At 72.0% G+C, this 12,459-nt stretch carries 10 protein-coding genes; 7 read left to right on the forward strand and 3 right to left on the reverse strand.

Going from position 1 to position 12,459, the window contains the following annotated elements; all coding sequences use genetic code 11:
* Positions 1-70 precede the first annotated feature (70 nt).
* Positions 71-904: a sulfurtransferase gene (locus tag WMR31_RS00805; protein ID WP_340536865.1), complete on the reverse strand. Its 834-nt coding sequence runs from the start codon at positions 902-904 to the stop codon at positions 71-73.
* Between the two features lies 1 nt (position 905).
* Positions 906-1,823: a LysR family transcriptional regulator gene (locus WMR31_RS00810; protein WP_340536866.1), complete on the reverse strand. Its 918-nt coding sequence runs from the start codon at positions 1,821-1,823 to the stop codon at positions 906-908.
* A gap of 142 nt (positions 1,824-1,965) precedes the next feature.
* On the opposite strand from WMR31_RS00810, the gene WMR31_RS00815 reads away from it, so the two are divergent.
* The 3 genes from WMR31_RS00815 to WMR31_RS00825 are packed head-to-tail and all read left to right on the forward strand — an operon-like array spanning position 1,966 to position 4,630.
* Positions 1,966-2,739 carry an alpha/beta hydrolase gene (locus WMR31_RS00815; protein WP_340536867.1) on the forward strand — a complete coding sequence of 258 codons (774 nt, stop codon included), beginning with the start codon at positions 1,966-1,968 and terminating at the stop codon, positions 2,737-2,739.
* The gene (locus tag WMR31_RS00820) at positions 2,736-4,088 is read left to right on the forward strand and encodes an FAD-binding oxidoreductase (RefSeq protein ID WP_340536868.1); all 1,353 of its coding nucleotides are present in this window, start codon (positions 2,736-2,738) and stop codon (positions 4,086-4,088) included. The genes WMR31_RS00815 and WMR31_RS00820 overlap by 4 nt, the downstream gene beginning before the upstream one ends.
* A gap of 11 nt (positions 4,089-4,099) precedes the next feature.
* Positions 4,100-4,630, forward strand: a complete 531-nt coding sequence (locus WMR31_RS00825; RefSeq protein WP_340536869.1) for a flavin reductase family protein — start codon at positions 4,100-4,102, stop codon at positions 4,628-4,630.
* A gap of 46 nt (positions 4,631-4,676) precedes the next feature.
* On the opposite strand, the gene WMR31_RS00830 is transcribed toward WMR31_RS00825, so the two are convergent.
* Positions 4,677-6,971, reverse strand: coding sequence for a molybdopterin-dependent oxidoreductase (locus tag WMR31_RS00830; RefSeq protein WP_340536870.1), 2,295 nt, complete (start codon positions 6,969-6,971; stop codon positions 4,677-4,679).
* 204 nt (positions 6,972-7,175) lie between these two features.
* Between WMR31_RS00830 and WMR31_RS00835 the strand changes: the two genes are divergently transcribed.
* The 4 genes from WMR31_RS00835 to WMR31_RS00850 are packed head-to-tail and all read left to right on the forward strand — an operon-like array spanning position 7,176 to position 12,423.
* Complete coding sequence (locus WMR31_RS00835; RefSeq protein ID WP_340536871.1) at positions 7,176-8,852, forward strand: ABC transporter substrate-binding protein; 1,677 nt, start codon at positions 7,176-7,178, stop codon at positions 8,850-8,852.
* A 6-nt stretch (positions 8,853-8,858) separates the two neighbouring features.
* A complete protein-coding gene (locus tag WMR31_RS00840) occupies positions 8,859-9,869 on the forward strand; it encodes an ABC transporter permease (protein ID WP_340536872.1) in 1,011 nt (336 codons plus the stop codon).
* Complete coding sequence (locus WMR31_RS00845; protein ID WP_340536873.1) at positions 9,866-10,726, forward strand: ABC transporter permease; 861 nt, start codon at positions 9,866-9,868, stop codon at positions 10,724-10,726. The genes WMR31_RS00840 and WMR31_RS00845 overlap by 4 nt, the downstream gene beginning before the upstream one ends.
* The gene (locus WMR31_RS00850; RefSeq protein WP_340536874.1) at positions 10,705-12,423 is read left to right on the forward strand and encodes a dipeptide ABC transporter ATP-binding protein; all 1,719 of its coding nucleotides are present in this window, start codon (positions 10,705-10,707) and stop codon (positions 12,421-12,423) included. Before WMR31_RS00845 ends, WMR31_RS00850 begins: the two co-directional genes overlap by 22 nt.
* Positions 12,424-12,459: the final 36 nt, after the last annotated feature.

Below are 12,459 nucleotides of genomic sequence, written 5' to 3' on the forward strand. Positions count from 1 at the left end.
CTAGGCACGGCGTCCGCCGGGGTCCAACACAGATCCGGGATCGGAATCGATAGCCGTGGGTGATGAGTGCTCAGGAAGGGCCGGTCGCCACACGGCGACCGAGGTTGCTCCACTGCGACCACGAGCCCGGATAGAGCGCCGCGTCGTACCCCGCAATCGAGAGAGCAGCGATCTCATGCGCCGCGGTCACCCCCGAACCGCAGTAGGCGGCAACCGGCCGGTCGGCGGACACACCGATCGACGCGAAGCGCTCCCTGAGCTGTGCGGCTGGCAGGAAGGTGCCGTCGGGTGCCAGGTTCTCCCCCGTGGGGGCGCTCACGGCGCCCGGCACATGCCCGGCGACGGGATCGATCGGCTCGGTCTCACCCCGGTACCGCTCGCCCGCGCGCGCGTCCAGCAGCGTGCCCGTGCGCGCGAAGCCCTCGACGTCGTCGACGTCGAGGACGGGCAGCGCGCCCGCGGCGAGCACCACGTCGCCCGGCTCGGGCACCACGTCGTCCTCGGCGACCGGATGGCCGGCAGCGATCCAGGCGGGCAGCGCGCCGTCGAGGATCCGGACGTCGGGCAGCCCGGCCCACCGCAGCAGCCACCAGGCGCGGGCCGCGGCCAGGTTGCCCTCACCGTCGTAGACCACCACCGAGCTGCCCGGGCCGATTCCCCAGCGCCTCGCGGCGCTCTCGAGGTCGGCGACCTCCGGTAGCGGGTGCCGTCCGTCGGTGGGGGCGCCGTGCGCGGCCAGCTCGGTCTCGAGGTCGACGAAGACCGCGCCCGGCACGTGGCCGGCCAGGTACTCGCCATGCCCGGGCGGCCCACCGAGCTTCCACCGCACGTCGAGGACGACGACGTCGCCCCCGGACTCGAGCAGGCCGGCCAGGCCGTCGGCGTCGATCAGCACGTCGCTCATCTCAGGCCCCCGTCGTACGGTCGAGCGAGGCGGGGACCAGGCGCAGGTGCGGCCGGCTGTCGAAGAAGCCGGCCGCGGACTCGACGGCGGCCTGCTCGATCGCCGGATCGAGCCCGCGGCGGCCGACGAGTCGCAGGCTCACCTCCCCCGCACGCGGGAGATCGTCGCGCGCCACCATGCCGTGTGGGCGACCGCCGGTGCTCGGAAGAAGCGCGACGCCCAAGCCGGCACGGACGCCGGCGGTCACACCCTCGAGCGTCGTGGACTGCGCGGTCACCGTGACACGGTAGCCCTCGGCGTCGAGAGCGGTCAGCGCACGCTGCCGCAGGCCGCAGGGCTCCTCGAAGGCGACCAGCGCAAGGGGCTCGGACGAGCCGGCCGGATCGACGGCGTCGGCCGGCGACCACCCGGGCGCCGAGTACCAGACGAGCGGGAGCCTGGCGACCTCGTGGCCGGCTCCGGCGGTGCCGCTGTCGAGCACGAACGCCACGTCGACCACACCCTTGCCGACGGCGTCGAGCAGCGACGTCGACCGGCCGATCTCGAATCGCGTGGTGGCACCGGGGAAGGCGGAGCTGAGGGCCTGGAGCATCTCGGGCAGCACGTGCTCGGCGGCGTGCTCGGTGGAGCCCACGACGATGGTGCGCTGCTGCGGTACCGCGAGCCGGTCGAGTGCGCTGTCGTGCGCGGCCAGGATGTGACGCGCCTCGGCGAGCACCGTCTCGCCGGCGTGCGTGAAGCGCATGACGCGTCCGTCGCGCTCGAAGAGCTTGCGCTTCAGGCCGCGTTCCAGGAGCCGCACGTGCTGGCTCAGCGCGGGCTGGCTGATGTGCCGGACGGCGGCCGCTCGACTGAAGCCACCGCACTCGGCGATCGCGACGAGTGTCCGTAGGTGATCAATGTCGAGTGAGTTAGTCATGTTTGTACTGTACGCCGCCGGTCGTCGACTTCCGCACTCGTCTCACTCCACGTGTCGTGGGACATCGATCACGATCGGCCATGGAAAGCGATCGACGACTGCTGTTGGACGCCACCTCCACGAACGATGCAGCCTCGTTGCCGTGACCACCACTCTTGCTCCCACCGTCCCATCCGATCGCCCGTCCGATCGCCCGGCATCCCCCACGGCGTGGAACGAGCCCGACGGCGTCGCACCGCGCGGCACGCTGATCCTGCTGACCGGTCGTGGCGAGAGCGCAGCCGCCTACGCGCGGTTCGGGCGACGGATCGCCGCCGACGCCTATCGGGTACGCGTCGTCGAGCTCGACCTCGACGACCCCGGTGCCACGGCTGACGACGTCGCGGCGCTGCTCGCCGACGACGACCTGCCGGCACCGCGCGTCCTGGCCGGAAGCGACGCGGGCGCCAGCTTCGCGGCGGTGCTCGTCCACGGGGGCATCGCGATCGACGGACTGGTCCTCGCCGGGCCCGCCACATCGCAGAGCCTGGCCGACTCCCCCGCGTCGCTGGAGACCGAGCTGGACGCGCGTTCGGCCTGCCCTGCCCACCGGCGCGTGCTCGCCGACGACGAGGCCTTCGAGCAGGGCGCGCTCGGCCGCCGCCTCCCGGACTCCTGGCAGCTGGACGAGGCCTCGGACCTGGCGGCCATCGCCGTCCCCACCCTGCTCGTCCACGGCAGCGACGACCCGGTCACCCCGGTCGCGGCCGCGCTCGAGTCGTTCGGCCGCGCCGCCGAGGTGCGGGTCGTGGAGGGCGGGCGCCACGACGTCCTCAACGACGTGAGTCACCGCTCGGTCGCCGCCCACGTCGTGCTCTTCCTCGAGCGCCTGCGCCTGGGCTCCGACCTCCCGGCGATCGTCCGCGAGCACCTGTGAGCCGGGACTTCCTCGAGGCGCTCCAGGCTGCGGGTCCCCAGGTCCTCACCGACCCGGACGCCGTGCGCAGCGCCGCGACCGACCGTTCGGGCACGCCCGTCGACACCCTGCCGCTCGCCGTCGTGCGGACGAGGTCGGTCGACGAGGTGCGGTCCGTGCTGCGGCTCGCGCACGAGCACCGGGTGCCGGTGGTGCCTCGCGGTGGCGGCAGCGGCGTCGCAGGTGGCGCGGTGGCGACTCCGGGCTGCCTCGTTCTCGACCTGGCACCGATGCGGCGGATCCTCGAGCTCGACCCGCTCGACGAGGTGGCCGTGGTCGAACCGGGTGTCATCACCGCCGACCTCGACGCCGCCGCGCGCGAGCACGGCCTGATGTATGCCCCGGATCCGGCGAGTGCGGCGATCTCGACGCTCGGCGGCAACATCGCCACCAATGCCGGAGGCATGCGGTGCGTGAAGTACGGAGTGACCCGCGAGGCGGTGCTCGGGCTCGACGTCGTCCTGGCTGACGGCCGGCTGCTGCGGACCGGTCGGCGCACGCTGAAGGGCGTCGCAGGCCTGGACCTCACCTCGCTGTTCGTCGGATCGGAAGGGACCCTCGGCGTGGTCGTGGGCGCCGCGGTGCGGTTGCGCCCGGTGCCGCGGGCGACGGTGACCGCGGCCGCCGCCTTCACCGACGTCCGCGACGCCGCGGCCGCGTGCGCCGCCATCGCGCGGGAACGACTCCAGCCGAGCCTGCTCGAGCTCCTCGACCGGCCGACCCTCGAGGTGATCGACCGGGCCCAGGGCACCGACCTCGCCGCGCGCGGCGGCGCACTCGTGATCGCCCAGGCCGACGGCGTCGCGGCCGTGGCCGAGATCGAGGAGATCGCCCAGGTGCTGGGCAAGGAGGCGTCCTGGGTCGAACATGCGGTGGACGACGCGTCGTCCGAGCGGCTTCTCGCTGCCCGCCGCATGGCCCTCCCGTCGATCGAGAGATTCGGTCGCGCGCTCATCGAGGACATCTGCGTCCCCCGCTCGCGCCTGGCCGAGGCGTTCGAGGGGATCGCCGCCATCGCGACGCGCACCGGCGTCGACATCTACTCCTTCGCCCACGCCGGCGACGGCAACCTCCACCCGATCATCTCCTTCGACGCCGCACAGGTGCCGGACGAGGTGGTCGAGGCCGCGGACGCGATCTTCGGCCTGGCCCTCGACCTCGGCGGCACCGTCACCGGCGAGCACGGCATCGGGCTCCTCAAACGCGAGTGGCTCGCTCGCGAGGCCGGAGCCGACTCGCTGGAGACGCAGGCCGCCCTCAAACGGGCCCTCGACCCGCACCACCTCCTCAACCCCGGAAAGGTCCTGTGATGGCGCAACCGATGAGCCTGGAGACCGAGTCGGACCACGTGCTGGGCGAGTCGTTCCGCAGCGCGATGGGCAATGTCGCCGGCCCGGTCGCGGTCGTGACGACCCACGCGGCCGGACGCCCCGCCGGCACCACGGTCTCGGCGTTCGTGTCGCTCTCGATGGAGCCGCCGATGCTCCTGGTCTCGCTGATGCGCGGCTCCTACCTGCTCTCACTGCTCTCTGTGGGGTCGACGCTCGGCGTCAACGTCCTCGGCGCGCACCAGGCCGACGTCGCCGCCCGCTTCGCGGGTCGCCACGAGGACCGGTTCCGCGATGTCTCGTGGGTGTTGCTCGACGGTGCTCCGGCGCTCGACGCCGCGCACGCCTGGGTCGCGCTCCGCGTCGCCCGACTCGTCCCCGCCGGAGACCATGTGCTGGTGCTCGGCGACGTCGTCAACGCCGCCTGCGCGCAAGGACCGGAGGGCACCGACAGCCCGTCGGCACCGCTGACCTACCACCGCCGGACCTTCGGCACGCACGCCGCGCACCCGCTCGGGGGCTGAGCGCAGCCTCTCTCGCGCCCGCTCAGTCCACGCCGGCCGCGCCCGCTCAGTCCGCGCCGGCCGCGAACACCGGCGGCTCGTGAGCCCGCACCGGCGGCAACGGGCCGTCGTAGCGCTCGACCCTGACCAGCACGTGTGCCCCACTCGTGGCCTGGGTGAGCGTCGAGGTCGGGTGGTCGGGGGTGAGCACGTTGACGTTGCCGTGGACGCACGAGGCGATCTCGGGAGCCGAGGGGTCGTACCAGGCGCCGGTGTGCATCTGGGCCACACCGTCGAGCAGCGCGTCGTTCACCACGACACCGGCCAGCAGGCTGCCCCAGGCACTGACCACCCGGACGACGTCGCCGTCGCGCAGCCCGCGGTTCTCGGTGTCGGCGGGGCTGAGCCGGATCGGCTCGCGTCCGGCGACCTTGGTCGAGCGGCTCGCGGCTCCCATGTCGAGCTGGCTGTGGAGTCGATGGCCGGGCTGGTTGCACAGCAGGTGCAGGTCGTACTCCGCGGTCTGGGGCGCCCGCCACCAGCGGGACGGCTCCCGCCACTCGGCGTGCGGCGCGACGTCGCCATGGCCTGCGTCCGCGATCGTCTGCGACCACAGCTCGATCAGCCCGCTCGGCGTCTGCAGGGGGTGCCCGACCGGATCGGCGCGGAACTCCGCGAACACCGGGTCCGGGTAGGCCTCGGCCGGCAGGTCGACGCCGCCGGCCGACCAGAACTCGGCGAACGGCGGCGCGTCGGGTGCGTCGGGACGCTCACGCCACGCCTCGTAGAGCCGCTCGAGCCAGGCGTGGGCATCGAGCCCGTGGTCGTGGTCGGCACCCAGCCGCTCCGCGAGCCGGCCGAAGATCCACAGCTCCTCGCGGGCCTGGGCGAAGGGCGCGGTCGCGCGGCGCGAGACCCGCAGCCGGGTGTCTCCTGGCCCGGCGGCGAGATCCTCGCGTTCGAGGCTGCTCGCGACCGGCAGCACGATGTCGGCGTGCTTGGCCGTCGGCGTCCAGTGGGTCTCGTTGACGACGAAGGTGTCGAGCCGCCCGAGCGCTCGGGTGAGCGACTGGAGGTCCTGGTGGTGGTGGAACGGATTACCGCCGGCCCAGTAGGCGAGCCGGATCTCGGGAAGCCGCAGCGTCCTCCCGTCGTAGGGCAGCTCGGTGCCGGGCTCCCTGAGCAGGTCGCCGATCCGCGCGCACGGGATGTAGTCGTCGACCGGGTCGACGCCCTGCTCGAACGTCGGGAGCGGCCCGCTGCGGCGTCCGAGTCCGTAGTCGCCCATGGAGCCGAGCCCGTGGGTGAAACCACCACCGGGCAGGCCGATCTGCCCGAGATGGGCCGCGAGCGTGAGGCCGCCGAAGACCGGCTGCTCGCCGCGCTCACCACGTTGCAGCGCATAGACCACGTTGACCAGGGTCCGCGCGGCCGCCATCTCGTGCGCGAGCGCCCGCACCCGCTCGGCCGGCGCCCGCGAGATCGCCTCGGCCCACTCCGGTGTCTTCGGGACGCCGTCGCGATGGCCCAGGACGTACTCGCGCACCCGCTCGGCGCCCGAGGTGTAGCGCTCGAGGAACGCCTCGTCGGCCAGGCCGTCGGCGATCAGCACCTGCACCAGTGCTAGCTGCACGGCGACGTCGGTGCCCGGCATGACCCCGATCCACTCGGCGGCGTCGTCGACGTCGTCGCGTTGCGCCGAGAGGGAGACCACCCGCGTCGTCCGGGAAGCGTGCGCGGCTCGCTCCAGCCCGTCGTGCCGCGACTGACCGCCCGGGACGGTCCAGGTGTTGGACCGCCGCAGGCCGCCGAAGGTGACCAGCAGCTCGGTGTGCTCGGCGATCTGTGGCCAGGACGCCGGGCGGGTGCGCAGCTCCGCGGCGGCCTGCGCGCCGACCAGGTGCGGGAGGAGGACCAGGCTCGCGCCGCGGCTGTAGTCGTTGACCGACCGCACGTACCCGCCGATGCCGTTGAGGAAGCCGTGCAGCTGGCTCTGGGCGTGGTGCAGGCGCCCCGCGCTCCCCCAGCCGTAGGAGCCGCCGTAGATCGCCTGGTTCCCATGATCGGTGCGTACCCGGTCGAGCTCCCTGGCGACCAGGTCGAGGGCGACCTCCCAGGAGACCTCGACGTAGGCCTGATCCGGAGCCCCGCGGTCGGGGTCCGGCCCAGGTCCCCGCTCCAACCACGCGCGACGCACCGCCGGTCGAGCCACGCGCGAGCGGTGCCGATGGGCGCCCACGACGTTGCCGGCCGCGGGAGCGACCTCGTCTCCGGCATGAGCCCGGACGCCGACCACCTGGCCGTCCTCGACGTCGACCAGGTAGGTGCCCCAGTGCGCGCTGGTCTCGACCGATCGCCTCACACCACCCACCGTAGGCGGCCACGGCGGCGCGCGGACGTCCCGCGTGATCCGGAACACGATCAGACTCGTGGATGGATTCTCATCGCCCACTGCTCTTGGACCGGCCACCGCCGCTCTGCCTAGGCTCGCCGGGAAATATGAGTAACTTGATCGAGTAACCAAAACTCAGGACTCGATCCCGAGCCTGTTCCCGAGGAGAATCCCATGAAGACCGACCGCACAGCGTTCCGCGCGCTCGCCGGCCGCCGACTCGGACGCGGCCTGCGCGCCGTCGCCGCCGTCACCGCGACCCTCGCCCTCGCCGCGGGCTGCGCCGCGTCGGGCGCCGGCAGCGAGCAGGGGAACGGCCAGAAGCAGGAGGGCGGTGACATCACCTTCGTCATCGACTCCCTCGGCGACTCCTGGATCCCCAACAACAGCGCGATCTCCAGCTTCCAGGGCCACATCTGGGGCCACGTCACCGACAAGCTCGTCTACGTCGACGAGAACGGCGAGGTGAGTCCCTGGATCGCCGAGAGCTGGGAGCAGAACGACGACGCCACCGAGTTCACGCTGCACCTCAAGGACGGCGTCACCTTCTCCGACGGCACCCCACTCGACGCCGAGGCGGTGGTCGCCAACCTCGACATCTGGGCCGACGGGCGCCCCGACGAGGGCATCAACCCGATCGGGCTGTTCCCGACGACCTACGACAAGGCGACCGCCGTCGACGACACCACCGTCAAGGTCGACTTCACCGCACCCACGCTCGGCTTCATCCCCACCCTCGGCTACCACGGATCGATCCTGATCTCCCCCAAGACCCTGGCCCTGCCGGCCGAGGAGCAGGCCGACCTCAGCAACGACATCGGCAGCGGCCCGTTCGTCGTGCGCGAGTGGAAGGAGGGCGACAACGTCGTCCTCGAGCGGCGCGACGACTACGACTGGGGCCCCGAGGCGCTGGACCACCAGGGCCCGGCCACGCTCGACTCGGTCACCTACAAGATCGTCGCCGAGCCGTCGGTCCGCACCTCGGCGGTGCAGTCCGGGCAGGCCGACGTCGCCTACAACCCCTCCCCGCAGGAGCTCGCACCGTTCAAGGAGCAGGGCTACACCGTGGCCGCGCCGCGCTACCTCGGGTTCGTCAACGGCTTCGCCCTCAACACCAAGGTCGCGCCCTTCGACGACCCCGCGGTCCGCAAGGCCGTGCAGAGCGGCATCGACCGCGAGGAGATCCTCTCCACCGTCTACACCGAGGACTGGTTCGCAGCCGAGTCGTTCATCCAGAGCAATGTGCCCGGCGCGACCGACCACAGCTCCGAGTTCGCCTTCGACCCCGAGGGCGCGGCCGCGCTGCTCGACGAGGCCGGCTGGAAGCCCGGTGCCGACGGCGTCCGCAGCAAGAACGGCACCCAGCTCCAGCTGACGCTCTACCCGAACCCCTACCTGGCGACGTCGAAGGCCGTCGACGAGCTCGTCGCCCAGCAGCTCGGCGACCTCGGGTTCAAGGTCGACATCAAGGCGCTCGACGTCGTCACCTACGGCGAGAAGGTCACCATCGGCGGCGACTCCGTGCCTGCCTACGAGATCACCCGCAGCTTCATCGACGCCGGCACCGTTGCGGGCATCCTCAACGACACCGACGGCGGCGAGGACTGGTTCAACCTCGGCCAGAGCGACACCAGGCTGAACGATCTCGCGAGCGAGGTCGCCGGCGCCGTCGACGTCGACGAGCGGGATCGGGCCCTCGACGAGCTCCAGGGCTACGTGCTCCAGCAGGGCTACTTCGTGCCGCTGACCCAGATCGTGCAGCGCCTCTACCTCCAGTCGCCCAAGCTGAAGGGCGTCTCCTACAACGGGGTGGCCTACGCGAACTTCTACACCGCCTACCTCGAGGGCTGAGCCTCGATGCCCCGGCGCGCCTACCTCGGCTACGCACTCCAGCGCATCGCGCAGGCGATCGCGGTGATCCTGCTGGCCTACGTGTTCACCTTCCTCGTCATCACCGTGCTGCCGGGCGACCCGGTGAGCAACACGCTGAACAACCCGGAGAACAACTTCACCGACGACGAGGTCGCCCGGATCATCGCCTACTACGGGCTCGACAAGCCGGTACTGGTGCAGCTGTGGGAGTCGCTGGGTCGCTTCCTCAGCTTCGACCTCGGCATCTCACTGCGCTCCAACCTGCCGGTGTCGCGGTTGATCGGCGACGTGCTGGGATCCACGCTCGTACTCGCGGCGAGCGCGCTCGCGGTTGCCGTCGTGCTCGCCTTCGCGATCGCCTACGGCACCCGCAACCTCCCGGCCCCGCTGGCTCGGCCGCTGCGGGCCTTCCCGTCGCTGTTCCTATCGGTGCCGAACTTCGTGATCGGGCTGCTGCTCATCAACATCTTCGCCTTCCAGCTCGGGGTGTTCCAGGTCATCGACTCCGAGGGGCCGGCGGCGACGCTGTTCGCCGCCATAGCTCTCGGCATCCCGGTGTCGGCGCAGCTGGCAGAGGTGCTGATCGCCAACCTCGACCGTGAGGCGCGCCAGGAGTACGCGACGTTCGCGACCTCCCGAGGGCTGAGCAGGTCGCGGCTGTTCTGGCGGCACCTGCTCAAGCCGTCGTCGCTGCCGGTGATCACCGTCCTCGCACTCACCATCGGCGAGCTGCTCGGCGGCGCGCTGATCACCGAGACGATCTTCGGCCGTACCGGCATCGGCAGCCTCGTGCAGCGCTCGGTCACGACCCAGGACCTCCCGGTCCTGCAGGCGGTGGTCGTGCTGGCCGCGGTGAGCTTCGTGGTGGTCAACCTCGTGGTCGACCTGCTGTACCCGCTGCTCGACCCCCGGGTCGACCTGCGCGGGGCGCCCAAGCGGGCCCGCGCCGTCGAGGAGTCCAGCAAGGACCGCGTGCTTGCGGAGGTGGCGCGATGAGCACCATCGAGACGACGTCGACCGGGTGGCGGCCCTCCGCGCTCCGTCAGGGACGCGATCGGGTCCGCAACCGCCCGCCGTTGAGCGTGATCCTCGCCTTCGCGATGCTGCTGCTGGTCATCGGATGGTCGGTGGCGCCGGGGCTGTTCACCAGCCAGGATCCCGCACGTGGAGTGCCCGCGGAGGCCTTCCAGGGGCCGAGTGCCGCGCACTGGTTCGGCACCGACCACCTCGGGCGGGACGAGTTCGCCCGCGTCGTCCACGGTTCGGCGTCCTCGGTCACCAGCGCCCTGGTGGCGGTCGCCATCGGTGTCGTGGTCGGCGGCCTCATGGGACTGCTCGGCGGCTTCCTCGGCGGCTGGGTCGACGCGACGCTGGCTCGCCTGGTCGACGTCCTGCTCGCGATCCCCAGCTTCCTGCTCGCCGTCGTGGTGGTGAGCGCGCTGGGCTTCGAGACCATCAACGCCGCGATCGCGACCGGCGTCTCGGCCGTGGCCGTCTTCGCCCGGGTGATGCGCTCGGAGGTGCTCAAGACCAGGCGCGCCGTCTTCGTCGAGGCCTCGCTGCTGCTCGGCGGATCGCGCTGGCACGTCCTGGTGCGCCACGTCCTCCCGAACGCCTCGCGCTCGGTCCTGAACCTCGCGGTCCTCCAGTTCGGCCTGTCGATCCTCGTGATCGCCGGGCTCGCCTTCCTCGGATACGGCGACCCGCCGCCGGCGTCCGACTGGGGCCTGCTGGTGTCCGCCGGGAAGGACTACCCCCTGGCCCCCTGGCTGGTGTACACGCCCGCTCTCGTCACGATCGCCACCGTCCTCTCTGCGAACAGGATCAGCCGATGGCTCCGCAAGACCGACTGAACTCCCCCAGCACGACCCTCGACCTGCCCGTCGTCGAGCCCGACCTGCTGCGCGTGCACGACCTCTCGGTGTCCTATGGCGGCGCCGAGGTGGTCTCCGGGGTCTCCTTCGCCCTGCCCCGCCGCCACAGCCTCGCCCTCATCGGCGAGTCGGGCTCGGGGAAGTCGACGATCGCCCGCGCCCTCCTCCGGCTGCTGCCCGCCGGCGTCGGACGGGCCCGCGGCCGCGTGGAGCTGAACGGCGAGGACGTGCTCGCCCTCCCCGAGCGGCACTTCCGCCCGCTGCGCGGACGCACGATCGGCTACGTGCCCCAGGATCCCGCCAACTCACTGAACCCGGTGCGCACCATCGGCGCGCAGGCCAAGGAGGCGGCCGCGCTGCTCCCCGACGAGCTGACGCGCCAGGAGCGCCATGCCCGCGTGGTCGACATCCTCGGCCGGGTCGGCCTCGACGACCCCGAACGCGTGCTGGCCTCCTACCCGCACCAGCTGTCCGGCGGCATGCTCCAGCGCGTGCTCATCGGGCTGGCGGTGCTGCCCCAGCCGGCGCTGCTGGTCGCCGACGAGCCGACGTCCGCCCTCGACGCGACGATCCAGAAGCGCATCCTCGACCTGCTGGTCGAGCTGCGCGACTCCCTCGATCTCGGCCTGTTGCTCATCACCCACGATCTCGCGATCGCGGCCGAGCGCACCGACTCGGTGGTCGTGCTCAAGGACGGCCGGATCCAGGAGTCCGGGGCGACGGCGGACGTGTCGGCCGCGCCGCGGTCGGACTACGCGCGGCGTCTGCACGCCGACGTCCCCTCGCTGCACCCGGACCGTTACGCCGACCTGCGTGACGTCGGCGCCGCCCGGCTGGCGCGCGCGGCGCAGTCGCAGCCGAAGATCGCCGTCCGCGGGGCCACCAAGACCTTCGACGTCGACGGGGATCGACTGACCGCCGTCGACGACCTGACCTTCCAGGTGCCTGCCGGTACCACCCACGCGATCGTCGGCGAGTCGGGCTCCGGCAAGACCACGACGATCCGGCTCCTGCTCGGTCTCGAGACTCCCGACGCCGGCGAGATCACCGTCGCCGGCGAGCGCATCGACGGCCGCTCGCACAAGCAGTTGCGGGCGGCGCGACGTCACCTGCAGTTCGTCTACCAGAATCCGTTCACCTCGCTGGACCCGACCTGGCGCGTCGAACGGCTGGTCCGCGAACCGCTCGATCGCTTCAAGATCGGGTCCCGCTCCGAGCGCGCCGACGCCGTGCGCGAGGCGCTGGACGCGGTCGGCCTCGACCACGGTCTCCTCCGACGACGTCCCGACGCCCTTTCCGGTGGACAACGACAACGCGTCGCGATCGCCCGAGCGCTCGTGCTCAAGCCCGACGTCATCGTCCTGGACGAGCCGACGTCGGCACTGGACGTGAGCGTGCAGGCCGACATCGTGCGGGTCCTGCTGCAGCTCCAAGCCGAGCTCGGGCTCACCTACGTGTTCGTGTCGCACGACCTGGCCCTGATCCGTCAGCTCGCGCACACCGTCAGCGTCGTCCGGCATGGTCGCGTGGTGGAGTCGGGCACCGTGGCACAGATCTTCGGGGCGCCACGCGACCCGTACACCAAGACCCTGCTCGGCTCGATCCCTCAGGCCGCCACCCGTCCGGATCCGGCCCGCGACCGGAACGAGTCGCCGGCGATCGGTCTGGCCGGCTGACTGCTCGGCGAGCGATCCGGCGGCGGCAGCGGTGCG

The organism is Nocardioides epinepheli, assembly GCF_037936805.1.
Taxonomy (GTDB): domain Bacteria; phylum Actinomycetota; class Actinomycetes; order Propionibacteriales; family Nocardioidaceae; genus Nocardioides.